Origin of the sequence: Pseudoxanthomonas suwonensis J47, assembly GCF_000513955.1 — a bacterium.
Classification (GTDB): domain Bacteria; phylum Pseudomonadota; class Gammaproteobacteria; order Xanthomonadales; family Xanthomonadaceae; genus Pseudoxanthomonas; species Pseudoxanthomonas suwonensis_C.
In genome coordinates, this window is sequence record NZ_AZUZ01000011.1 from 18,218 (window position 1) to 42,163 (window position 23,946).

General features: G+C 71.1%; 20 protein-coding genes and 1 pseudogene. 16 read left to right on the forward strand and 5 right to left on the reverse strand.

Translation table 11 applies throughout. The features are described from left to right. The first annotated feature begins 35 nt into the window (after positions 1-35). From queF to M503_RS0103985, 5 genes are all read left to right on the forward strand, one after another. Entirely contained in the window at positions 36-860 is an 825-nt protein-coding gene (gene queF, locus M503_RS0103965; protein ID WP_028919369.1) for an NADPH-dependent 7-cyano-7-deazaguanine reductase QueF, read from the forward strand. Positions 861-972: 112 nt separating this feature from the next. Beyond that, positions 973-1,272: a LysM peptidoglycan-binding domain-containing protein gene (locus M503_RS0103970; RefSeq protein ID WP_028919368.1), complete on the forward strand. Its 300-nt coding sequence runs from the start codon at positions 973-975 to the stop codon at positions 1,270-1,272. A gap of 39 nt (positions 1,273-1,311) precedes the next feature. Beyond that, positions 1,312-1,803, forward strand: a complete 492-nt coding sequence (locus M503_RS0103975) for a hypothetical protein (RefSeq protein WP_024868441.1) — start codon at positions 1,312-1,314, stop codon at positions 1,801-1,803. A gap of 140 nt (positions 1,804-1,943) precedes the next feature. Beyond that, entirely contained in the window at positions 1,944-2,723 is a 780-nt protein-coding gene (locus M503_RS0103980; protein WP_028928106.1) for a rhomboid family intramembrane serine protease, read from the forward strand. A 127-nt stretch (positions 2,724-2,850) separates the two neighbouring features. Further along, entirely contained in the window at positions 2,851-3,720 is an 870-nt protein-coding gene (locus tag M503_RS0103985; protein WP_051414222.1) for an acid phosphatase, read from the forward strand. Between the two features lie 15 nt (positions 3,721-3,735). Here the strand turns inward: M503_RS0103985 and M503_RS16770 are convergent, their stop codons facing one another. Both M503_RS16770 and M503_RS0104000 read right to left on the reverse strand, forming a co-directional pair. Beyond that, positions 3,736-4,506 carry a cupin domain-containing protein gene (locus tag M503_RS16770; RefSeq protein ID WP_051414224.1) on the reverse strand — a complete coding sequence of 257 codons (771 nt, stop codon included), beginning with the start codon at positions 4,504-4,506 and terminating at the stop codon, positions 3,736-3,738. A 141-nt stretch (positions 4,507-4,647) separates the two neighbouring features. Further along, positions 4,648-5,124: an Lrp/AsnC family transcriptional regulator gene (locus M503_RS0104000; protein WP_028928108.1), complete on the reverse strand. Its 477-nt coding sequence runs from the start codon at positions 5,122-5,124 to the stop codon at positions 4,648-4,650. 126 nt (positions 5,125-5,250) lie between these two features. Between M503_RS0104000 and phhA the strand changes: the two genes are divergently transcribed. The 4 genes from phhA to M503_RS0104020 all read left to right on the forward strand — a co-directional run bounded on the left by phhA (position 5,251) and on the right by M503_RS0104020 (position 10,544). Beyond that, the gene (gene phhA / locus M503_RS0104005; RefSeq protein ID WP_037060436.1) at positions 5,251-6,150 is read left to right on the forward strand and encodes a phenylalanine 4-monooxygenase; all 900 of its coding nucleotides are present in this window, start codon (positions 5,251-5,253) and stop codon (positions 6,148-6,150) included. A gap of 45 nt (positions 6,151-6,195) precedes the next feature. Then, a complete protein-coding gene (locus M503_RS0104010) occupies positions 6,196-8,301 on the forward strand; it encodes a TonB-dependent receptor family protein (protein WP_051414226.1) in 2,106 nt (701 codons plus the stop codon). Between the two features lie 88 nt (positions 8,302-8,389). Beyond that, on the forward strand, positions 8,390-9,208 hold the full coding sequence (locus M503_RS0104015) for a TonB-dependent receptor (RefSeq protein ID WP_028928111.1): 819 nt from the start codon (positions 8,390-8,392) through the stop codon (positions 9,206-9,208). A 133-nt stretch (positions 9,209-9,341) separates the two neighbouring features. Further along, on the forward strand, positions 9,342-10,544 hold the full coding sequence (locus M503_RS0104020) for an aromatic amino acid transaminase (protein WP_028928112.1): 1,203 nt from the start codon (positions 9,342-9,344) through the stop codon (positions 10,542-10,544). Between the two features lie 81 nt (positions 10,545-10,625). Here M503_RS0104020 and M503_RS0104025 read toward each other — a convergent pair whose 3' ends face one another. Beyond that, the gene (locus tag M503_RS0104025; RefSeq protein ID WP_028919361.1) at positions 10,626-10,808 is read right to left on the reverse strand and encodes a hypothetical protein; all 183 of its coding nucleotides are present in this window, start codon (positions 10,806-10,808) and stop codon (positions 10,626-10,628) included. A gap of 149 nt (positions 10,809-10,957) precedes the next feature. On the opposite strand from M503_RS0104025, the gene M503_RS0104030 reads away from it, so the two are divergent. The 4 genes and pseudogenes from M503_RS0104030 (at position 10,958) to M503_RS0104045 (ending at position 14,743) form a co-directional block, all read left to right on the forward strand. Continuing rightward, positions 10,958-11,893 carry a Ku protein gene (locus M503_RS0104030; RefSeq protein ID WP_024868432.1) on the forward strand — a complete coding sequence of 312 codons (936 nt, stop codon included), beginning with the start codon at positions 10,958-10,960 and terminating at the stop codon, positions 11,891-11,893. A gap of 174 nt (positions 11,894-12,067) precedes the next feature. Then, a pseudogene (gene ligD / locus M503_RS15640) lies at positions 12,068-12,919 on the forward strand (non-homologous end-joining DNA ligase); the annotation flags it as partial. Between the two features lie 88 nt (positions 12,920-13,007). Continuing rightward, positions 13,008-14,114, forward strand: a complete 1,107-nt coding sequence (locus M503_RS0104040; RefSeq protein ID WP_028919360.1) for a sensor histidine kinase — start codon at positions 13,008-13,010, stop codon at positions 14,112-14,114. Beyond that, positions 14,111-14,743, forward strand: coding sequence for a response regulator transcription factor (locus tag M503_RS0104045; protein WP_028919359.1), 633 nt, complete (start codon positions 14,111-14,113; stop codon positions 14,741-14,743). The genes M503_RS0104040 and M503_RS0104045 overlap by 4 nt, the downstream gene beginning before the upstream one ends. Positions 14,744-14,806: 63 nt before the next feature. Here M503_RS0104045 and M503_RS15645 read toward each other — a convergent pair whose 3' ends face one another. Together M503_RS15645 and M503_RS0104055 are read right to left on the reverse strand one after the other, a co-directional pair. Further along, on the reverse strand, positions 14,807-15,241 hold the full coding sequence (locus tag M503_RS15645) for an alpha/beta fold hydrolase (RefSeq protein ID WP_037060438.1): 435 nt from the start codon (positions 15,239-15,241) through the stop codon (positions 14,807-14,809). 9 nt (positions 15,242-15,250) lie between these two features. Then, positions 15,251-16,267, reverse strand: a complete 1,017-nt coding sequence (locus tag M503_RS0104055; RefSeq protein ID WP_028919358.1) for a sugar kinase — start codon at positions 16,265-16,267, stop codon at positions 15,251-15,253. Between the two features lie 250 nt (positions 16,268-16,517). Here M503_RS0104055 and M503_RS0104060 point away from each other — a divergent pair, with 250 nt between their 5' ends. From M503_RS0104060 to pelA, 3 genes are all read left to right on the forward strand, one after another. After that, positions 16,518-19,277 (forward strand): TonB-dependent receptor, encoded by a 2,760-nt coding sequence (locus tag M503_RS0104060; RefSeq protein WP_028919357.1) that lies wholly within the window; start codon positions 16,518-16,520, stop codon positions 19,275-19,277. Between the two features lie 228 nt (positions 19,278-19,505). Further along, positions 19,506-22,670, forward strand: a complete 3,165-nt coding sequence (locus M503_RS0104065; RefSeq protein ID WP_051414228.1) for a TonB-dependent receptor — start codon at positions 19,506-19,508, stop codon at positions 22,668-22,670. A gap of 213 nt (positions 22,671-22,883) precedes the next feature. Then, the gene (gene pelA, locus M503_RS0104070) at positions 22,884-23,927 is read left to right on the forward strand and encodes a pectate lyase (RefSeq protein ID WP_028919355.1); all 1,044 of its coding nucleotides are present in this window, start codon (positions 22,884-22,886) and stop codon (positions 23,925-23,927) included. Positions 23,928-23,946 lie beyond the last annotated feature (19 nt).

A 23,946-nucleotide genomic window follows, 5' to 3' on the forward strand; every position in this document is an offset into this window, starting at 1 on the left:
GCCGGCGTTGGGGAAGCAGCCCCTAGAATGTGCGCATGAGTACGCCGCACGAATCCAGCCTCGGCCGCGAGGTCGCCTACCCCACCCGCTACGAGCCGGGCCTGCTGTTCCCGATCCCGCGCGCCGGCGCGCGCGCCGAACTGGGCCTGGCGACGGGCGACGCCCTGCCGTTCGCCGGCCACGACCGCTGGCACGCGTACGAGCTGAGCTGGCTGGACGGGCGCGGCAAGCCCTGCGTGGCCACCGCCACCGTGCAGGTACCGGCCAGCTCGCCGAACCTGGTCGAGTCGAAGTCGCTCAAGCTCTACCTCAACTCGCTCAATGCGCACCGCTTCGACAGCGCGGAAGCGGTGCTGGCATGCATCGCTGGCGACCTGTCGCGCAGCGCCGGCGCACCGGTGACGGTGGCCTTGGGCCTGCCGCCGATGGCTGCCGCCGCGGACGACGAAGGCGAATCGCTGGATGCGATCGAGGCCGACTTCGACCGCTACGGCCCGCCCGATGCCACGCTGCTGTCGGCCCGGGCCGGCGACATCGTCGAGGAGCACCTGCAGTCTTCGCTGCTGAAATCCAACTGCCCGGTCACCGGCCAGCCGGACTGGGCCAGCGTGCACCTGCGCTACCGCGGCCCGCGCATCGACCGCACCGGGCTGCTGCGTTACCTGGTGAGCTTCCGCGAGCACGCCGAATTCCACGAGCAGTGCGTGGAGCGCATCTTCCTCGACGTGCTGCGCCGGTGCGCGCCGCAGAGCCTGTCGGTGGAAGCGCGCTACACGCGTCGCGGCGGCCTCGACATCAATCCCTGGCGCGGCACTGCCGACACCACGCCGCCGCCTGCGCGACGCGACGAGCGCCAGTAAGCGCGTCGCCCGCGACGGGCGACACGCTCCAATGAATGTTTCACGAGCCCCGGATACTTTGTTAACAGGGGCTGTGAGACGGTGGCCGCGCCTTCCGAACCGGGCCACGCGCATGAGCAACGGCAACAAGCCGGACTTCTCCAACGTGCAGGGCGGTGTCCGCAGCACCGAGGGCGAGCGTGCCGATTTCGGCAACGTCCAGGGCGGCGTGCGCTCCACCGAGGAGATCGTCAACCCGCCGGAACAGACGTACACGGTCGCCAAGGGCGACACGCTGTCGGCCATCGCGAAGCAGTTCTACGGCAAGGCCAGCGCCTGGCCACGGATATTCGACGCCAACCGCGACCAGCTCGACGATCCGGACCGGATCCAACCCGGCCAGGTGCTGAAGATCCCGCCGGCGAAGGACTGACGTCCACCGCGCCGCTCCGTGCCCAACAAGGACCCCGACATGAGCCGCAACCGCCTGCTGTATCCCCTTTCCGCCGCGCTGGCCGCCACGCTCGCCCTGTCGGCATGCAAGAAGTCCGAGCCCGCTCCGCCGCCCGCGCCCGCAGAAACGGCGCCGGTCGCCACGCCGATGGAGCCGGCCGCACCGGCCACCGCCGCGAGCGTCACCAGCGTCGATCTCGGCAACAGCGTCGGTCCCGACAACCGCGTCGCCGCGTCGGCTACCACCTTCGCGCCGAACGACACCATCTACGCCGCGGTGACCACGCGCACCGCCGATGCCGCCGCCACCGTGCCCGGCCAGCTTTCCGCGCGCTGGACCTACCAGGACGGCCAGACCGTGCACGAGGAAAGCCGCGACCTGAACCTGACCGGCGACGGCGTGACCACGTTCCAGATCAGCAAGCCCGACGGCTTCCCGGCCGGGCGCTACAAGGTCGAAATCTCCCTCGACGGGTCGGTGGTCCAGTCGAAGGAGTTCGAGGTGAAGTAGGGAAGGACGGCTCTCTCTCCTGCTCTCTCTCCCAGCAGGGCGAGTCAGATTGGGCGCGGTGCGAACCGCGCCCTCTTTTTTGGCCCTTGATTCCCCCGGTCGCGGCCGCCATGGAAGAGGTTCGAACCATGGGAGCGCCCATGCCAGACCATCCATCGCCGCCTGCGCCCGATCCCGCCAGCGACCGCCGGCGCCTGCTGTTCGCCTTCAACTGCAGCCTCGGCTTCGTCCTGCTGCTGGTCGTGGTCGCGGCAATGCAGGCGCGGCTGCCGGTGGCGGCGATGTCGGTCACGCCCGGCACGCTGGCCGGCCTGCCCGGCCTGCTTACCGCGCCGCTGCTGCACGGCTCGGCCGCGCACCTGGCCGCCAACGCGACCGCGCTGCTGATCCTCGGCACGCTTGCTGGCAGCGTCTATCCGCGCGCCACCGTGCGCGCGCTGCCGCTGATGTGGCTGGGCTCCGGACTGGGCGCGTGGCTGCTGGGCGAACCCGGTTCGCACCACCTCGGCGCCAGCGGCGTGACCCACGGCCTGATGTTCCTGGTGACCACGCTGGGCCTGCTGCGCCGCGACCGTCCCTCGATCGCGGCGGGCATGATCGCGATGCTGTTCTATGGCGGCTCGGTGCTGACCGTGCTGCCGCATGGCGATGGAATTTCCTGGCAGTCGCACCTGGGCGGCGCCATTGCCGGCACCGTCTCCGCGCTGCTGTTCCGCCGCCTCGATCCGCTGCCGCCACGCAAGCGCTACAGCTGGGAAATCGAGGAAGAGGAGCAGGCACTGCAGGCGCGCGAAGAGCACGACACCTTCGAGCTTCCACCGCCGCGCGACGTGCCGGTGCTGTGGCGGCGCGAGGACGACGACGGCCCCGGCCAGGTGCTGCCGTTCCGCCCACGGTCGCCGCGCACGCCGCCGGATTGAGCCGCATCCGCCGCGGTGGCTGCGGCCGCGAAGCTTCCATCGATCGCTGCACACGGGGCATCATGCCGCCCGGATGAGGCCGGGACCGTCCGCGGTCCCGGCCTCCCTGCTACCCGGAGAACCCCGCATGTCGTTCCGTCTGTCGCGCCTGGCCGCGGCTTCGCTGTTCCTCGTCCTTGGCGCCTGCGCCACCACCGCCGCGCCGCCCGCCGCGGAACCGGCGACCACGCCGGGCATGCCCGCCGCCGCGGACATGCCCGAGCTGCGCCCGGGCTTCATCGCCGGCTACCTGGCCACCGCCGCGCTGCCCGACAGCCTCGCCCTGGTACCTGCGCCGCCGGCCGCCGGCAGCGCCGCGCTGGAACAGGACCACGCGGTGATGCGCGCGGCGCTGGCGCTGCGTGACACCCCGCGCTTCGAACAGGCGCGGCTCGACGCCGACCTGCACTTCCCGTTCGCGGCCGGCACCTTCGCCTGCGCGCTGGGCACCGACATCACCGAGCAGGACACCCCGGCCACCTGGCGCCTGCTGCGCCGCTCGCTGGCCGACGCCGCCGCGTCCACGCGCAAGGCCAAGAAGCACTACGAGCGCCCGCGTCCGTTCGTGGAGAACGCCGCGCCGACCTGCACGCCGGAGGACGAGGAAGCGCTGCGCAGCAACGGCTCGTATCCGTCCGGCCACACCACGATCGGCTGGATGTGGGCGCTGGTGCTGTCGCAGGCGGTGCCCGAGCGCACCACCGCTCTGCTGGCGCGCGGCCGCAACTTCGGCGAAAGCCGCCTGGTGTGCAACGTGCACTGGCAGAGCGACGTGCTGCAGGGCCGCTTCATGGCCGCCGGCACCTTCGCCCGCCTGCAGTCGCACCCGGAGTTCCGCGCCGACATGGCCGCCGCCACCGACGAGCTGGCCACCCGCGCCGGCCGCGGCACGGTGACCCAGCGCGACTGCGGCGCCGAGGCGGCGGCGCTGGCCCAGGCGCTGGAAGGCGTGCTCTGACGCGACGGCGCCGGTTCAGTTGCCGGCCGGCGCCTCGCACCAGGCGATGAAGGCTTCGCTGCTGCTGGCGAAGCCGCGCACCCGCGCCAGTTCCCACGGCCGTTCGCAGCGGCCGGTGCGCGCGCACCAGCGGAAGCCGGCCGGCGCCAGGCAGCCATGCGCGTCGCGCTGGCCGCCGATGGCTTCCCGGTTCGCCGGCTTTGCGCCCCCTCCGCCGGCCTGCGCCGCTTCCACGCGTGGCGCTTCGGCCTGCTGCAGCCAGCGCTCGTGGCGGCCGGCCAGTTCGATCATCCGTGGCAGGAATTCCGGGTCGCCGCGCTTGACCGTGCGGTTGAGCGCGGCGCGGTCGATGAAGAACTGCTCGAAGCCGGCCGGGGTGATGGTCAGCACCGTCTTCACCGGGGTGGTGCCGGTATTGCCCTGGGCGTGGACCGCGCCTGGCGGGATCACCACGTGCGAGCCGGCCGGATACTCGCGCGTGCCTTCGGCGGTATCCACGGTCAGCGTGCCCTCGACCACGTAGTAGCGCTCCTCCATGGTGTCGTGGCGATGCCACGGCGTGCGGTAGCCGGGACCTTCGTCGAGCTCGATCACCGCGTAACGGCCGCCGGTGGCCTCGCCCGGCACCAGCAGGCGGTAGGTGCCGGCGTCGTAGGCCACCGCCGCCGCGTCGGCCGGCGCGACGCCGTGCACCGCAGCGCGCGCCGGGTCATCCGGTGCCTGCGCTGCAATCGCGCCACCCGCGAATCCCGTCGCCAGCAGCATTGCCAGTCCGATCCTGCGCATCGCCTTCCTCCGGTGGTGGGCATACGTAGCGGGTCAACGCGCCGGCGGCCGGTTGCCGGCCAGCGTCCATGGCCTGTGTACCCATGTACGCGAAGCGCGCCCGCAAAGTGGCAGGCCGTGACCTTGCCACTACCGCGGCGCTCAGCCCGGCAGCGGCAGCCCGCCGGACGCCTTCACCGTGCGCAGCACGAAGCTGGAATTGACGTCGGCCACGCCGGAGGCGTTGAGCAGGCGGTCGAGCAGGAAGCGCGAGAAGTGCTCCAGGTCGCGCACGTAGACGTGCAGCAGGTAATCCATGTCGCCGGTCAGGGCGTGGCAGGCGACGACCTCGTCCCAGTCCTGCACCGCCGCGACGAAGCGCTCGATCCCGGGGGCGCCGTGCTTTTCCAGCTGCACGCGGACGAAGGCCTGCAGGCCCAGGCCCAGCGCCTGCGGGTCCAGCCGGGCGCCGTAACCGGTGACCACGCCGCTGGCCTCCAGGCGCTGGATCCGGCGCAGGCAGGCCGAGGGCGACAGGTTCACCTGCGCGGCCAGGTCGGCATTGCTGGCGCGGCCCTCGCGCTGGAGCAGGGCCAGCAGGCGCAGATCGGTGCGGTCAAAGGCGGGAGTAGCAGCCATTTGTTGCCCTGCAGCATCGGTTTCGTGCAACAAGATTGCAGGCGGGGCGCAGTTTCCTGCAACTTTGCAATCCCGTTGCGCGGCTTCCCGCCTACGCTGGACCCTCAACCGAGGAGCTTGCGACCGATGGCCGAAACCGCCGCCACCCCGCGCCGCGTCGAACACCAGCAGACCGACAAGGGCTACGTCCCGGTCTACACCACGGCCGTGGTCGAGCAGCCCTGGCAGGACTACAGCGCCGACGACCACGCCACCTGGGGCACGCTGTACACGCGCCAGCGCGAACTGCTGGACGGCCGCGCCTGCGACGAGTTCCTGCGCGCGCAGGACGCGATGGGCATGGAGTCGCGCGCGATCCCGCGCTTCGACCAGCTCAACGAGGTGCTGGGCGCCGCGACCGGCTGGACCCTGGTCGGCGTCGAAGGGCTGCTGCCGGAACTGGACTTCTTCGACCACCTGGCCAAGCGCCGCTTCCCGGTGACCTGGTGGATCCGCCGCCCCGAGCAGATCGACTACATCGCCGAGCCGGACCTGTTCCACGACCTGTTCGGCCACGTGCCGCTGCTGATGGACCCGATGTTCGCCGACTACATGCAGGCCTACGGCGCCGGCGGGGTGAAGGCGCACGCGATCGGCCCGGAGGCGCTGCAGCAGCTGACCCGGCTGTACTGGTACACGGTGGAGTTCGGCCTGATCCGCCAGGCCGACGGGCTGCGCATCTACGGCGCCGGGATCGTCTCGTCCAAGGGCGAATCCCTGTATTCGCTGGAGTCGGAGGCGCCGAACCGGATCGGCTTCGACCTGGAGCGGATCATGCGCACCCGCTACCGGATCGACACCTACCAGAAGACCTATTTCGTCATCGACAGCTTCGAACAGCTGATGCAGGCCACCGCCCCGGACTTCACCCCGATCTACGCGCGCCTGGCCGCGCTGGAGACGATCCCGGCCGGCGACGTGCGCGACGGCGACGAGGTGATCCACCGCGGCACCGGCGAGGGCTGGGCCAGCGGCGGCGACGTCTGACTTCCGGCCCTGTACCGGGGCCGGGGCCCCGATACACTGGGCCGCATGCACCGGCCCCGCCGCCCCCACCGGCACCGCGGTGCGCTGCTGGCCGCCGCCTGCAGCGCCGTCGCGGCCGCACATGCACAACCGGCCACCGACCTGCCGGGCGTCTCGGTCACCGCCCGGGTCGAATCGGCACCGGCCTTCGACCTGCCCGCCTCGATCGACGTCATCGCGCTGGACGGCACGTCCACCCGCGCGCAGGCCACGCTGTCCGAAGCGCTGGGCAGCGTGCCGGGCGTGCTGGCGCGCGAACGCCAGAACCTGGCCCAGGACACCCAGCTGTCGATCCGCGGCTTCGGCGCGCGCGCCACCTTCGGCGTGCGCGGCGTGCGCCTGTACGCCGACGGCATCCCGGCAACGATGCCCGACGGCCAGGGCCAGCTCTCGCATTTCGCCCTGGCCGCGGCCGAGCGCGTGGAAGTGATGCGCGGGCCGTTCTCCGCGCTGTACGGCAATTCCTCCGGCGGCGTGGTGCAGCTGTGGAGCGCCGACGGCACGGATGACACGCAGGCGGTGCTGCGCGCCACCGGCGCCCGCTGCGGCAACCGTTCGGCCAGCGCGCGCCTGCTCGGCGAGGCCGGCGGCACCGGCTACCACCTGGCCGCTTCGCGCTTCGAGACCGACGGCTTCCGCGAGCACGGCGCCGCGCGCCGCGATTCGCTCAACCTCAAGCTGCACCGCGAGCTGGACGGCGACGGCCGCCTCGAGCTGGTCGGCAACTTCCTCGACGCGCCCGACGCGCAGGATCCGCTGGGCCTCAACCTTGCGCAGCTGCGCGAGGACCCGCGCCAGGCGCCGCCGCAGGCGCTGCAGTACGACACCCGCAAGTCGGTGCGGCAGGGCCAGCTCGGCCTGGCCTGGAGCCAGCCGCTGGGCGGATCCACGCGGCTGCGGCTGAGCGCCCATGGCGGCCAGCGCCAGGTCGAGCAGTACCTGGCCGTGCCGGTAGCCGCGCAGGCCAGCCCGCTCAGCGCCGGCGGCGTGGTCGACCTGGACGGCAGCTATGGCGGCGCCGACCTGCGCCTGGCCTGGACGCCCGGCGAGGGCGACTTCGAACTGACGGTCGGCACCAGTGCGGAACTGCAGACGCAGCAGCGGCGCGGCTACGAGAACTTCGTCGGCGACCGCCTCGGCGTGCGCGGCCGCCTGCGCCGCGACCAGGACGACCGCGTGCACGGTTTCGACCAGTACGCCCAGGCCTGGTGGCGGCTGGCGCCGCGCTGGTCGCTGCAGGCCGGCGCGCGTTACAGCGAGGTGCGCTTCCGCTCGCAGGACCGCTACGTCACCGCCGCCAACCCGGACGACAGCGGCCGCGCCGGATACTCGGAATTCACCCCGGTGGCCGGCGTGGTGTTCGCCCCGGCCGGGGACCTGCGCGTCTACCTCTCCGCCGGCCGCGGCTTCGAGACGCCGACCTTCAACGAACTGGCCTACCGCACCGACGGCCAGGGCGGCCTGGCCTTCGACCTGCGCCCGGCGGTGAGCGACAACCTGGAGCTGGGCCTGAAGTGGCGCGGCGACGGCGGGCGCCTGCTGCAGGCGGCGCTGTTCCGCGCCGACACCGACGACGAGCTGGCGGTGGGGCGCAACAGCGGCGGGCGCAGCAGTTACCGCAACGTCGGCCAGGCGCGGCGGCAGGGTGCGGAACTCTCGGCGCGGCTGCCGCTGGCGCAGGCCTGGTCGCTGGACCTGGCCGCGACTTGGCTGGACGCGCGCTTCCGCGAGGGCTTCTGCAGCGGCAGTTGCGCCACGCCGGCCGACGCGGTGCCCGCCGGCGCACGCATCCCCGGCCTGCCGCGCCGCCATGGCTGGTTGCGCCTGCAGTACGCCGGCACGGCCTGGGAGCTGGCGGCGGAGGCCAGCGCGGTCTCGGCGCTGGTCGCCGACGACCGCGGCACCGCGGTGGCGCCCGGTTACGGCCTGCTCGGGCTGGAAGCCGCGCGCGCGCTCTCGCTGCGCGACGGCCGCCTGCGCGCCTTCGCCCGGCTCGACAACCTGCTCGACCGCGCCCATGTGGGCTCGGTGATCGTCAACGAGGCCAACGGCCGCTACTACGAACCCGGGCCCGGGCGCAGCCTGCTCGTCGGCCTGGAATGGCGCCCGTGAAGCGGCGCGCGGCGGGCGTATAGTCGTCCCACCGGCCGTCCCGGTCCGCCCGTGGCGGGCCCGGCAGCCTTCCCGGAACGGGGGACGTATGCGCACCTCGCGTCGCTGGGTGACCGCGCTGCTGGCGGCGCTGCTCGCGCCCGGCACCGCCGCGGCCGTGGAGCCGCTGGACCGCTTCAGCTTCAGCATCGGCACCTACCTCACCCGCTTCGACACCCAGCTGCGCGCCGACGGCGAAACCGGCCGCGGCACCCGGGTCGACCTGCGCCGCGACTTCGGCCTGGACCCGGAGGCCCGGATCGCCTTCGCCGGCCTGACCTGGCGGCCGTTCGACCGCCACGAGTTCGGCGTCGGCTATTTCGCCGACAGCGTCGAAGCGGACCGGCGCCTGCAGCGCGACATCGTGTTCGAGGACAAGGTCTACGAGGCGGCGAGCACGGTGCACGCGCGCTACGACCTGGACAGCATCGAGGCGTACTACGTGTGGTGGGCCTTCAGCGAGGACACCTGGGCGCTGGGCCCGCGCGTGGGCCTGACCTGGTACCAGGTGGACTTCGGCCTGAAGGCGACGCTGCAGATGGACGGCACGCCGGCCACCGGCGAGCTGGAGGAACACTACAAGGGCGACCTGCCGGCGCCCACGATCGGCGCCGGCTGGCGCTGGACCCCGGCCCGCGACTGGCGCGTCTCCGCCGACGCCGGCTGGCTGTCGACCGAGGTCAACGGCATCGACGCCGACATCGGGTACGGCCGCGTGGGCCTGGAATGGCATCCGCGCCCACGCTTCGGCGTGCTGCTGGACTACAGCCGGTTCCAGATCGACGCCAGCACCCGGCGCCGCGACTTCACCGGCCACCTGCGCATGCACAACAGCGGCGTGCGCCTGGGCCTGGTGTTCCGCTACTGAGGTCGCAGCCCTCCGTCTCAGCCGAAACGGTCGAGGCCGTCCGGGCGGCCTGTTACGATTGGGCGGTTTGCCGGCGCGCCATCCGCGTGGCCCGCAGGCCGAACATCCTTCCCCCAGCATCCAGAGTGCAGCCGTGTCCTTCTTCACGAACGTCGAACTGGTCCCCGGCGACCCGATCCTCGGCCTGACCGAGGCGTACAACGCCGATTCCCGCTCCACCAAGGTCAACCTCGGCGTGGGCATCTACTACGACGAACAGGGTCGGATCCCGCTGCTGAAAGCCGTGCAGCAGGTCGAGCAGTCGCTCTCGGCCTCCGCGCGCCCGCGCGGCTACCTGCCGATCGACGGCCTGCCGGCCTACACCCAGGCCACCCGCGAACTGCTGTTCGGCAAGGATTCGCCGCTGCTGGCGGCCGGCCGCGTCGCCACCACCCAGACCGTCGGCGGTTCCGGCGCGCTGCGCGTCGGCGCCGAACTGCTGCGCAAGGTGCTGCCGCACGCCACCCTGGCGCTGAGCAACCCGAGCTGGGAAAACCACCGCGCGGTGTTCTCCGCCGCCGGCTTCGAGGTGGTGGACTACACCTACTTCGATGCGGCCACCCACGGCGTCGACTTCGCCGGCATGCTCGCCGACCTGCAGAAGCTGCAGCCGGGCACCACCGTGCTGCTGCATGCCTGCTGCCACAACCCGACCGGCGCCGACCTCACCGTCGAGCAGTGGAAGCAGGTCGCCGCGGTGGTGAAGGAACGGCAGCTGTTCCCGTTCATCGACATGGCCTACCAGGGCTTCGACAAGGGCCTGGCCGAGGACGCCGCGGCGATCGCGGTCATGGTCGAGGCCGGCATCGACAGCTTCATCGTCGCCAGCTCGTACTCCAAGTCGTTCTCCCTGTACGGCGAGCGCGTGGGCGCGCTGTCGGTGGTGGCCGCCAGCGCCGAACAGGCCAGGGCGGTGCAGTCGCAGGTCAAGCGCATCATCCGCACGATCTACTCCAGCCCGTCCACGCATGGCGCGGCGCTGGTCGCCGGCGTGCTCGGCAGCGCCGAACTGCGCGCGCTGTGGGAACAGGAGCTGGGCGAGATGCGCACCCGCATCCACGCGCTGCGCGCGGGCCTGGTCGAGAAGCTGGCCGCGGCCGGCGCGCCGGAGTTCGGCTTCATCAACCAGCAGGCCGGCATGTTCTCGTACTCGGGCCTGGGCCGCGCCCAGGTCGACCGCCTGCGCGACGAGTTCGGCATCTATGCCGTGGGCACCGGCCGCATCTGCGTGGCCGCGCTCAACCAGGGCAACCTGGAGTACGTGGCCAAGGCGGTGGCGACCGTCAGCCGCGGCTGAGGCATTCCGCCGGATGCACGCAGGGAAGGCCCGGTTCGCCGGGCCTTCCGCTTTTCCGGGGTGCTGAATGCGTGCAGGGCGTTATTCGGGCACCTTCGCCGGGACGAACGGCGAGACCGGATCGCTGGCCGGGAAGGTTTCCTCCAGCGCCTCGTCCTGGTTCTCGTCCTCGCGCTTCTTGCGCTCCTCGCGCTCGCGCGGGGTCTCGGGATGGTCGTGCTGCTCGCCCGGCAGCGGGGGATCCTTGCGGTCTCGCGGAGCCATGCTGGCGGTCTCTCGGGGGGACGGGCGGTCATGCTGGCTCCGCTCCCGGGAAGGCGGCGTGATCGGCGGCGAAATGCCCGGTAAACGCCGTCACGGACAGGCGACGGCAGGCGTGGAACGCTGGCGCTTCCGTCACCCGGAGTCCCGCCATGGCCCGCCCGATCTGGACCGGCACCCTGTCCTTCGGCCTGCTCAACGTGCCGGTGTCGCTGATGTCCGGCGAGCGCCGCACCGACCTGCACTTCCGCATGCTCGACTCGCGCGACCGCAAGCCGGTGCGCTACGAGCGGGTCAACGCCGACACCGGCGAGGAAGTGCCGTGGAAGGACGTGGTCAAGGCCTACGAGTACGACAAGGGCAGCTACGTCGTGCTCGAGGAATCGGACATCAAGGCCGCCGCGCCGGAGAGCCACGAGACGGTGGAGGTGGAGACCTTCGTCGACGTTGCCGAGATCGACCCGCGCTATTACGAGAAGCCCTACGTGCTGGTGCCGGCGAAGAAGGCAGAAAAGGGCTACGTGCTGCTGCGCGAGACCCTGCGCGCCAGCAACCGCGTCGGCATCGCCCGGGTGGTGATCCGCACCCGCCAGTACCTGTCGGCGGTGCTGCCGCAGGGGGACGCGCTGATCCTGATGCTGCTGCGCTACCCGCAGGAACTGGTCGACCCGGCCGATTACGCGCTGCCGGAAGGCAAGCCGTCCGACTACCGCGTCACCGCGCGCGAACTGCAGATGGCCGAGCAGCTGATCGATTCGATGAGCGGCAAGTGGAAGGCCGACGACTACCGCGACGAGTTCCGCGAGCGCCTGCACGCGATCATCCGCAAGCGGGTCAAGAGCAAGGGCGGCACGGCGAAGATCGAGGAAGAGGCCGAGGCACCGGAGGAGGCCACCACCAACGTGGTCGACTTCATGGCCCTCCTGCAGCAGAGCCTGGACGCGAAGAAGCGTACCCCGGCGAAGAAGGCCGGCAAGGCGGCGAAATCGACTGCCGGCAAGTCCACCGGCAAGACCGCGGCGAAGACCACCCGGCGCGCACCGGCCAAGAAGGCGCGCAAGGCCCCGGCCAAGCGCAAGGCCGGGTGACCTGGCCTGCCGATACGGACCGTTGCCGAGCCTGAACCCGCCATGCCAGCCCGCAAACCGGCGAAAGCACCCGCGAAGCGTGGCCCGAAGCGTGCGCCAGCGGATACGCGTGCCGCACGTCCACGCCGACCCGGCGGAGCCGCGGACAAGGACGGGTCGACGGTCGCCGCCGGGGTATCGATCACCCATCCGGAGCGGGTGGTATTCGCCGCCGACGGGATCACCAAGGGCGAAGTCGCCGCGTACTACGCCGCGGTCGCACGCTGGCTGCTGCCGGAGGCGGCGCGGCGCCCGCTGTCGCTGGTGCGCTGCCCGGATGGCGCCGGCGGCGAATGCTTCTTCCAGAAGCACCATGGTCCGGGCTTCGGCAAGGCCGTGCATGCGATCCCGCTGCGGCAGAAGAGCGGCGTCGAGGACTACCTGTACATCGAGGACGAGGCCGGGCTGCTGCAGCTGGTGCAGATGAACGCGCTGGAGCTGCATCCCTGGGGCGCGACCATCGACAACCCCGAGCGCGCCGACCGGCTGGTTTTCGACCTGGATCCGGGCGAGGGCGTGCCCTGGGCCGAGGTGCGCGACGCCGCGCGCCTGGTGCGCCGGCGCCTGCGCGCGGCCGGGCTGGAGAGCTTCCTGCGCCCGAGCGGCGGCAAGGGCCTGCACGTGGTCGTGCCGCTGGCGCCGGCGGCACCGTGGGACCGGGCCAGCGCGTTCTGCGAGGCGTTCGCGAAGGCGCTGGCCGGGGACAAGCCGGAGCGGTTCGTCGCCAACATGCGCAAGGACCTGCGCAGCGGCCGCATCTTCCTCGACTGGCTGCGCAACACCCGCGGCGCGACCAGCGTGACAGGCTGGTCGCTGCGCGCGCGCGAACACGCCACCGTGGCCCTGCCGCTGCGCTGGGAGGAGCTGGCGAAGGTCGATTCGCCGGCCTGGCCGAGCATGGCCCGGGCGCTGCAGCGCGCATCGCGCCTGCGGCGCGACCCGTGGGACGGCATCGACACGCTGCGCCAGTCCCTGCCGGACAGCTGAGCGTCGCAGCGCCACCGGCGCAGTGCCGGAAGTCACAACCTGTGTCTCCGCCATTGCCAGGCGCATCGCGGGGCGGGAGCATTCGCGCATGCGCCAGGCTTTCGCCAACCTGCTGCGGCCCCTGCCCCTGGCCGGGCTGCTGACCATCCTCACCGTCGGTTACGCGATGCGCTTCACCGCGCCCGGCCAGCGCCTGCTGGCGGGATCCGCGCTCGGCGTCTTCCTCGTGCTGTTCGTGCTGCTGAGCGTGGTGCCCGAGCGCATGCGCCGGGTCCACCACGCGGTACTGCTGCTGATGCCGGTGGTGATCGTGGTGCTCAGCACGGCCAGCGCCAGGGTCGGCGCGGCGCAGGTGCTGATGGTGGTGTGGGTGGCCTGCGCCTTCACCACCTGGCCGCGGGCGCTGGCCATCGGCGCGGCGCTGCTGGCCAACGCGGCCTTCTACCTGGCCCTGCGCGGCGGCAGCGAAGGCGACCCGCTGCCGATGGTGCTGATCAACATGGGCTTCCAGGCGCTGGCGGCGATCTGCGTGCACTACGCGCGTGCAGCGGAGGAATCGCGCGATGCGCTGGCCCGGGTCAACGCCGACCTGCTCGCCACCCGCGCCCTGCTCGCCGACAGCGCGCGCGACGCCGAACGCCTGCGTCTGGCGCGCGAACTGCACGACGTGGCCGGGCACAAGCTCACCGCGATGCGGCTGAACCTGCGCGCGCTGGCCAGCGACCCGGCGCTGGCCGGGCACCCCGGCATCGCCCTGGCCGAACGCCTTTCGGGCGAGCTGCTGGGGGACCTGCGCCAGGTCGTGCAGTCGCTGCGCGACGACCGCGGCCTGGACCTGGCCACTGCGCTGCGCGCGCTCGCCGCGCCGTTCCCGCGCCCGCTGCTGGACGTCGCCATCGCCCCGGGCGTGCGCATCGCCGACCCGGCCGTGGCCGAGGCGGTGCTGCGCCTGGCCCAGGAAGCGCTGACCAACGCCGCGCGCCACGCCAACGCCGAGCACGTGTGGCTGCACATCGACGAGGAGGACGGCCGCCTGCGTATCGACATCCACGACGACGGCTGCTGCGGCGAGCGCCTGCGCGAAGGCAACGGCATCGCCGGCATGCGCGAGCGCCTGGCCGCGCTGTCCGGCAGCCTGGAACTGGATCGCACCGACCGCGGCGGCCTGCGCCTGCTGGCGAGGCTCCCGGCATGAGCCGCCTGCGCGTGGCCCTGGCCGACGACCAGGCGCTGGTGCGCGCCGGCCTGCGCGCGCTGCTGGAGGGGCTGGGCGTGGAAGTCGCGTTCGAGGCCGAGGACGGGCAGGGCCTGCTCGACGCGCTGCAGCTGCAGGCGGTTGACATGGTGCTCAGCGATATACGCATGCCCGGCCTGGACGGCATCGCCGCCCTGCGCCGGCTGCGCGAAACAGGCGACGCCACCCCGGTGCTGCTGCTGACCACCTTCGACGACAGCGACCTGCTGCTGGATGCGCGCGAGGCCGGCGCCCAGGGCTTCCTGCTCAAGGACGCCGCCCCGGCGGAACTGCACGAGGCCATCGTCCGCGTCGCCGGCGGCGACACCCTGCTGGCGCCGGTCAGCACCGACCCGGTGCGGGCGCGCTACCGCTTCCATGACGAGACCCCGCCGCACGACGGCTTCAACGAACGCGAGGTGGCGATCCTGCGCCTGCTCGCCGGCGGCTACTCGAACAAGGAGATCGCGCGGAGCCTGTTCCTGGCCGAGGGCACGGTGAAGAACTACGTGTCCAACATCCTCGACAAGCTCGGCACCCGCGACCGTACCCGCGCCGTGCTCAAGGCGATCACCCTGCGCATCATCTGACCCGCGATCGCCGGCCGGCGCCATCGGCGCCGCGCCGGCGATGCGTCGCAAGGTCGCGTTTGCTCAGCGACCGGCGGCACGCAGGATCAGGTCGGCGACCTCGCGCGGGTGCGAGACCATCGCCAGGTGGCCGGCGTCCACCTCGATGGTGGTGGCGTCCATGCGCTTGGCCAGGAAGCGCTCCAGGCCCGGATCGATGGTCTGGTCGTCGCGGGCGACGACGTAGAACGACGGGCGTTCGCGCCAGGCCGCGACGGTGGTGCGGGCGCCGAACAGCGAGGTCGCGGTCTCGCCCTGCACCGCGTACAGCTCGCGCGCCTGGGCCGGGGCCACGCCGTTGGCGAAATGGCGCAGGAACGCATCCTCGGACAGGCGCGTGTAGCCGTCGCGGGTCTGGATGCCGGCCCGCGCCGGACCGGCCGGGAACCTGCCAGCCAGGGCGACGAAGTCCTCGCCGGCATCCGGCGCGCGCGCGGCCACGTAGACCAGCGCCGACACCTTCGAGGCTCAGCGCTTCACGTCGAAGCGGCCCTCGCCCATCAGCGCCTCGACGTCCGCCTCCGACACCAGGTTGAAGTCGCCCGGGATCGAATGCTTCAGGCAGCCGGCGGCCAGGCCGAAGCGGATCGTGCGCTCCGGCGCCCAGCCGCGGCACAGGCCATGCAGCACGCCGGCGGCGAAGGCGTCGCCGCCGCCGATGCGGTCGACGATCGGGCCCACTTCCTCCTGCGGCGCCAGCGCGGTGCCGGCCGTGCGCCCCACCAGCACGCCGGACAGGGCGTGGTGGTCGACGTTGCGCGGGGTGCGGATGGTGCAGGCCATCCACTGCAGGTTCGGGAACGCGGCGAAGGCGTCGGCCGCGGCGGCCTCCACCCGCGCCAGCGGTTCGGGCTGCGGGTACTGCCCGCCCAGGACCACGCCCATGTCGCGGTAGTCGGCGAACAGCAGGTCGGCCTCGGCCATCAGCTCCGACAGGATCGCCCTGGCATCGCCCTTCCACACTTCCCACAGTTTCGGCCGGAAGTTGCCGTCGAAGGACACCCTGACCCCGGCGGCGCGCGCGGCGCGCGCGGCGGCCAGGGCCGCGGCGGCGGTGTTGGCGCCCAGCGCGGGGGTCACCCCGGACAGGTGCAGCCAGTCGGCGCCGCCCAGCAGGGCCGGCCAGTCGTAGGCGTCGGCCGGGGCCAGGGCGAAGGCCGAGCCGGCGCGGTCGTAGAGGACTTCGGCCGGACGCTGCGCGGCGCCGGGGGCGAGGAAGTACAGGCCCATGCGGCCGGGCACGCGGCGCAGGCCGGAGGTGTCCACGCCGTGGCGGCGCAGTTCGCCGGCGGCGGCTTCGCCCAGGGCGTTGTCGGCCACGGTGCCGGCCGCGGCAACCTGGTGGCCGAACTGGGCCAGCGACACGCCGACGTTGGCCTCGGCGCCGCCGATGCGGACCTCCAGCGCCGGGCTCTGCAGCAGCCTTTCCCGGCCCGGCGCGCTCAGCCGCAGCAGGAGCTCACCGAAACACACGACACGCGCCATCTTTCCTCCCTGGTATGACGGCCTGCGACGCGGGCATGGTGGCATGCCATGGGATGCCCACGCGGTTGGCCAGCGGTGTCATTCTAGCGTGGCCGGCTCGGCCGGGATGGCAAGTGCGCGGGCGGGCCGTGCTGCGCTGCAAGATGAACGACCCTGCCGGCGATGTTAGCGTCTTGTTTGACCAGCGGTGTCATCCGCTGGCTGCGCATTTCCAATTCAAACTTGCGAGTATTTTCCTCTGGGAGGGGACATGAATACCCGGAACACCCGCCGTAAGACACCGGTTACCTTGCTGGCCGCGTCGATCGGCCTCGCCCTGTACATGCCGTCGGCGATCGCGCAGGACGCCACCGAGGCGCAGGGCACGGCCACCGACCTGGATACCATCGTCGTCACCGGCTACCGGGCCAGCCTCGAGCGCGCGCAGGACATCAAGCGCGGCGAGATCGGCATGGTCGACGCGGTCGTCGCCCAGGACATCGGCAAGTTCCCCGACCTCAACCTGGCCGAGTCGCTGCAGCGCATCCCGGGCGTGGTCATCACCCGCGACGGCGGCGAAGGCCGCCAGATCACCGTCCGCGGCCTGGGCCCGGACTTCACCCGCGTGCGCCTCAACGGCCTGGAAGCGCTGAGCACGGTCGGCAGCACCGACGGCGCCGGCGGCACCAACCGCAGCCGCGGCTTCGACTTCAACGTGTTCGCCTCGGACCTGTTCTCGCAGCTGGTCGTGCGCAAGACCGCCTCGGCCGACGTGGACGAAGGCTCGCTGGGCGCCACCGTCGACCTGCGCACCGCGCGTCCGTTCGACTACGACGGCTTCACCGCGGTGACCAACATCCAGGGCAGCTGGAACGATGCCGCCCGCGCCGCCACCCCGCGCATCGCCGCGCTGATCGCCGAGACCTGGGCCGACGGCAAGGTCGGCGGCCTGCTCTCGGTCGCCTACTCCGAGCGCGAGACCGTCGACGAGGGCAGCGGCACCGTGCGCTGGGCCAACGGCCCGGCCAACGGCAACTTCAGCGCCGCCTCGCCGTTCCAGGAAGCCCGTTCGGCCGACGTGTTCGCGCCGCGCTTCCCGCGCTACACGCTGATGGAGCACGACCAGAAGCGCCTGGGCGTCACCGCCTCGCTGCAGTTCCGCCCGACCGACAGCACCGAGATCAACTTCGACGCGCTGTACTCGAAGATCGACGCCGAGCGCGACGAGAAGTACATCGAGGCCAACGGCCTGAGCAAGTCGTCGGCCGACGGCAAGCGGCAGATCATCGTCAACCGCGGCGAGATCCGTAACGGCGCGCTGGTCTACGCCGAGATGGACAACGTCGACATCCGCGCCGAGAACCGCCACGACGAGTGGACCACCGAGTTCACCCAGTTCAGCCTGGATGGCAAGCACGAGTTCAGCGACAGCTTCTTCATGACCGCCAAGGTCGGCACCTCGAAGTCGGACCACAAGAACCCGGTCCAGGCCACGGTGATGATGGACAAGCTGGACGTCCAGGGTTACAGCTACGACTACCGTGGCAACATGAACAAGCCGGTCTTCAACTACGGCGTCGACCCGACCGACCCGAACGGCTGGACCCTGTCCACGATCCGCCTGCGCCAGAACTACGTGACCAACGAGTTCGATACCGGCCAGGTCGACTTCACCTGGTTGGCCACCCCGTCGTTCACCCTGCAGGGCGGCATCCAGGCCAAGGACTACACCTTCGACTCGATCGAGCGCCGCCGCACCGCGACCGAAACCATCGTCCCGAACTTCTCCGACGGCACCCGCATCGTCCCGGCCGACATGACCGAGTTCGGCAAGCTGACCGGCGTCAACGGCCACCCGGGCAAGTGGGTGGTGCCGGACTTCGACAAGATCGTGAACCTGTTCGGCGCGCTCGGCGGCGACGGCACCTTCGCCCTGTCCAACTACGCCCCGAGCGACCGCACCGTCGAGGAGAAGGACCGCGGCGGCTACCTGATGGGCAAGTTCTCGACCGACCTCGGCGCGATCCCGCTGTCGGGCAACTTCGGCGTGCGCTACGTCAAGACCAAGCAGAGCTCCACCGGCGTCGCCACCGCCAGCGGCCAGCCGGTCCCGGTGACCGTCTCGCGCGAGTACAGCGACACCCTGCCGTCGCTGAACCTGGTCGCCGAGCTGACCCCCGACTTCCTGGTCCGCTTCGGCGCCGCCAAGGTCATGTCGCGTCCGGGCCTGGGCAGCCTGACCCCGGGCGTCACCGTCAGCGTCAGCGGCAGCGCGCGCACCGTCAGCGGCGGCAACCCGATGCTGGATCCGACCCGCGCCAAGACCTACGACCTGGGCTTCGAGTGGTACTTCGACGAAGGCGCGATGCTGGGCCTGGCGGCGTTCTACAAGGACATCGACAGCTTCATCCAGAACACCCGCGAGTCGCGCGTCTACGCCCAGAGCGGCCTGCCGGCCAACCTGCTCGACGGTACCACCGCCACGGTCAACGACGAGTTCGTGTTCACCGTGCCGATCAACACCCCGGGCGGCAGCCTGCGTGGCCTGGAGTTCAACTACACCCAGCCGTTCACCTTCCTGCCGGGCTTCTGGCAGAACTTCGGCGTGCAGCTGAACTACACCTACGTCGATTCGGAGATCCAGTACCTGCTGTCCAGCGGCGCCGCGGCGCAGAAGGCGGCGATGACCGGCCAGTCGAAGAATTCGTGGAACGCCACCGTGTTCTACGAAGGCGAGCGCTTCTCCGGCCGCATCTCGGCGACCAACCGCAACGACTACCTGATCCAGGTCCCGGGCACCGAGACCGGCTTCAACAGCGCCGCCAACGGCGTGCACGGCCAGAGCGGTTCCACGGTGCTCGACGCCTCGATCCGCTACAAGCTGAGCGAGAAGGCCGAGCTGAGCCTGGAAGGCAGCAACCTGACCAACGAGGCACAGGAGTCGTGGGTGGCCAACCCGAACGTGTCGCTGCCGCTGGAGTACAGCGAGACCGGCCGCACCTTCCTGCTGGGCCTGCGCTACAAGTTCTGAGGCCTGCCGGCTGTTGCGTGAACGGAGGGCCGGGGCGGCAACGCCCCGGCCTTTTCCTTTGTGCGGCTGCCTGCCGGGTGTTGCGATGCAAGATGCCAAGCCCCGCGGCCGCTGCTAGGTTCGCTTTGACCATCGGTGTCATCGACACCGGCGCCCCCTTGGGCCGATGCCGGACCGCCCCCTGTTGCCCGACCTATCCGCACCACCAACCCCTGGGAGGGATCTGGAATGCCGAAGCACGTTCGTATCGGAAAGACACCGGTTACCTTTCTGGCCACCTCCATCGCGGCCGCCCTGGCCCTGCCCGCCGCGGCGCAGGAGGGTGGCGCCGCCCAGGACGTCACCGAGCTCGACCGGGTGACCGTCACCGGCTACCGGCAGAGCCTGCAGAAGTCCCTGGACGAGAAGCGCTATTCGACCGAACAGGTCGACGCGATCTTCGCCGAGGACATCGGCAAGTTCCCCGACCAGAACCTGGCCGAGTCGCTGCAGCGCATCGCCGGCGTGTCCATCGACCGCGAGGGCGGCGAAGGCCAGCGCATCTCCATCCGCGGCCTGGGCTCGGACTTCACCCGCGTGCGCCTGAACGGGCTTGAGGCGCTGGCCACCTCCGGCACCGGCAGCGCCGGCGTCAACCGCAGCCGCGGCTTCGATTTCAACACCTTCGCCTCCGAGCTGTTCAGCCAGGTCAAGGTCAACAAGACCCAGTCGGCGCAGATGGACGAGGGCTCGCTCGGTTCGACCGTGGACCTGCGCGGCTCGCGCCCGTTCGACTTCGACGGCTTCCGCGCCTCGGCCAGCGCCCAGGTAGGCTACGGCGAGATGGCCGAGGAATACGACCCGCGTGTGTCCGGGCTGCTGTCCAACACCTGGGCCGACGGCCGCTTCGGCGCCTTGCTGTCGGCCTCCTACAGCAAGCGCAATGTGTTCGAGGAAGGCTACAACCCGGTGCGCTGGGAACACGGCAACCACCGCAACTCCAACCAGAGCAACGCCAACAACAACGGCACCTATGGCTTCTNCTCGCCGGTGGGCTACACCCCGCAGACGCCGCGCAACCCGCTGTCGAACGAGACGCCTGCAGGCACCGGCTCGCAGGCCAACCAGGACCGCAACAACGGCTGGGGCAGCTTCGGCATCGACGCCAACAACTGCGGCACCGGCCTGCCGCGCCCGGCCAACACGCCGGAGAACATCGCCGCCTACGAGACCGCGACCAACGCCTGGCACCCGCGCTACCCGCGCTACATCCGCACCGCCAGCGAGATCGAACGCATCGGCGTGACCGGCGCGCTGCAGTGGCGCGCCTCCGACGACACCCTGCTCAGCTTCGACGCCATGTACTCGGAGCTGTCCAAGGACCAGCGCGAGGATTCGCTGGGCGCCAACCTGCACCGCGCGGCCAACCTGGGCGGCAAGACCCAGATCGTGGTCCGGGAGGCCGAGGTCGACAGCATGAACCGCCTGGTCTACGGCGTGTTCGACAACGTCGACTTCCGCACCGAGTCCACCAACATCCAGGAATCGACGAAGTTCCAGCAGTACAGCCTGAGCCTGGAACACCACGTCAACGATTCGGTCCGCCTGGACGCGCAGCTGGGCCACTCCAGCTCCGACTACGAGCGGCCGGTGTTCTCGCTGGTCAGCTTCGACAACCAGAACCTGGACGGTTTCGTGCTGGACCTGCGCGGCAACCCCGACATGCCGCGGATGACCTTCCCGTTCGACCTCAACGACGCCTCGGCCTGGTCCTGGCTGGGCTACGGCGCCGTGCCGGTGAACAGCAACGGCACCGCGCGCGGCAGCAACATCAGCGAGGTCCGGCTCAACCCGAGCTATGTCGAGAACAGCTTCGACACGGCCAAGGTCGACCTGCAGTTCGACATCAACCCGACCTTCACCCTCCGCGGCGGCCTGGCCTACAAGGACTACGACATGGCCTCCGAGGAATACCGGCACATCAGCTACGGCCGCCTGGCCCAGGCGCTGCCGTCCGGGCTCACCGTCGCCGACCTGAGCACCACGCTCACCGGCTTCGGCAAGAACCTCTCCGGCGCGCCGTCCAGCTGGCTGGTGCCGGACTTCGGCAAGATCGTCGACCTGCTGGACATCTACTGCAACTGCGACTCCGGCGCGCAGGGCGGCGACTACCGCTTGGCCAGCATCGGCCACTTCGGCGCCTCGAACAACAACTTCGAGGTCAACGAGCGCAGCATGGCCGCCTACCTGCAGCTGGACTTCAACACCGACCTGCTGGACCGCGCTCTGCGCGGCAACATCGGCGTGCGCGTGGTCGACACCCGGATCACCGCTTCCGGGTGGGCGCCGTGCGCGGCGGCCTCGCCCGACCTGAACTCGCCCAACTGCCAGGCCTTCTTCGGCGTGGCCAGCGCCACCGCGGCGCCGGGCGACCGCTACCTGGTGCGCAGCGAGGTCACCCACGACTACCAGGACGTGCTGCCCTCGCTGAACCTGGCCTGGGACCTGACCGACGAGCTGGTGCTGCGCTTCGGCGCGGCCAAGACCATGGCCCGGCCGACGCTGGGCTACCTGTCGCCCGGCGTGAGCGGCGGCCCGACCCAGTACTTCGACGACGGCCGCACCTACTCGATCAACATGGGCAACCCGAAGCTGGACCCGTACCGGTCGACCAACTACGACCTGAGCCTGGAGTGGTACTTCGCCGAAGGCGCGCTGCTGTCCGGCGCGGTGTTCTACAAGGACATCGACAGCTACATCCAGCGCACCCGCCTGATCTCCACCTGGGAGGGCATGGGCTACTCGCTGGACCTGCTGCCGGCGGGCTTCACCCCCGACACGCTGTTCAACGTGCAGAGCTACTACAACACCCCGGGCGGTCCACTGAAGGGCTACGAGCTCAGCTACCAGCAGCCGTTCTCGTTCCTGCCCGGGTTCTGGCGCAACTTCGGCGTGCAGCTGAACTACACCCACGTGCAGTCCAGCATCCAGTACTGGTTCAGCACCGCGGCCAACAGCAACACCACGGTGGTCACGACCACGACCGAGAACGACCTGGTCAACCTGTCGCCGAACTCGCACAACGCGACCCTGTACTACGACGACGGCAGGTTCAGCGCGCGCATCTCCACCAGCTACCGGGACGGCTACATCGGCGAGGTGCTCAGCCGCGAGAACGTCTGGGACCTGGACGGCAACGAACTGGTCACCGCCGACGTGACCGGCAAGGATTCGGTGCGCAACGTCGACTTCAACATGTCCTACCGGATGAACAGCAAACTGAGCCTGACCTTCGAGGCGATCAACCTCACCGACACGCCGGACCGCCGCTACGTCGACTCGACGCTGCGGCTGCCCGACCGCTACACGGTGAACGGCCGCCAGTACTACCTCGGCGTCCGCTACCGCTTCTGACGTGTCGTACCGGCCACGCCCGCCGCAGTCCCCCTCCCGGCGTGGCCGGCTTGCCCGGACGCGTGCACGGCGCGATCGCCTCGACGGCACGCGGACGGGCGTTTTCCTTCATCCGCCCGGCCGGTATGCCCGCGCAGCGGCCGGCTCCCATGCCGGGCGATTCCGGCAACGGCGTCGCGCCACGCCTCCACGAAGACCGTATCGATGAGACGCATGCACCTCCGGCTCCTGCTGCTGACCCTGCTGCTGCCGGCCTCCGCCATGGCCGGCGACACCCACGCGGCCCTCGACCCGGTGGCCGAGAACATGCTGCTGCTGCAGACACCCTCCGGCGGCTGGTCGAAGCACTACAGCGGGAAGAAGGTCGACTACGACCGCCACTACGACGAAGCCGAGCGCGCCGCGCTGCGTGCGTCCGGCCGCCCGGACGACGCCACGATCGACAACCACGCCACCACGAGCGAGATCGCCTACCTGGCGGAGGCGCACGCGCGCACCGGCAATCCCCTCTACCTCGACGCGGCCCGGCGCGGCGTCGAATACCTGCTGCGCGCCCAGTACGCGAACGGCGGTTGGCCGCAGTTCTTCCCGGACCGCTCCGGCTACCGCGCCCGCATCACCCTCAACGACGACGCGATGGTGCATGCGATCGCGCTGCTGCAGGACATCGCCGAACGCCGCGGTGGACTGGCCACGCTGGCACCGGAATTCGGCGCGCGCGCGGCCGACGCGGTCGCCCGCGGCATCGACTGCCTGCTTGCGCTGCAGGTACGCATCGACGGCCAGCCCACCATCTGGGCGGCGCAGTACGACGAGGCCAGCCTCGAACCGGCACAGGCCCGCAGCTACGAGCTGCCTTCGCTGGCGGTGGCAGAGTCGGTGGGCGTGGTGCGCCTGCTGATGCGCCAGCCGAACCCGGACCCGCGCGTCGTCGCGGCGATCGAAGCGGCGGCGCGCTGGTTCGAGGCGCACCGCCTGCCCGGCCTCGCCCTGCGCCACGTCGAGGCGCCGCACGAGGAAACCGGCCGCGATGTGCTCGTGGTACCGTCCCCCGGCGCGTCGTTGTGGGCGCGGTTCCATGATCTGCGCACGCAGCAGCCGCTGTTCGCCAACCGCGACGGCCGGCGCGTGGACTTCGCCGACCTTCCGAACGAGCGCCGTACCGGCTACGCCTGGTACGGCACCTGGCCCGGGCCACTGCTGGCCGAGGAACTGCCGCGGTGGCGGCAGGTCCAAGCCGCGGCAGCCCGCCCCTGACCCCACACCGCAACACTGG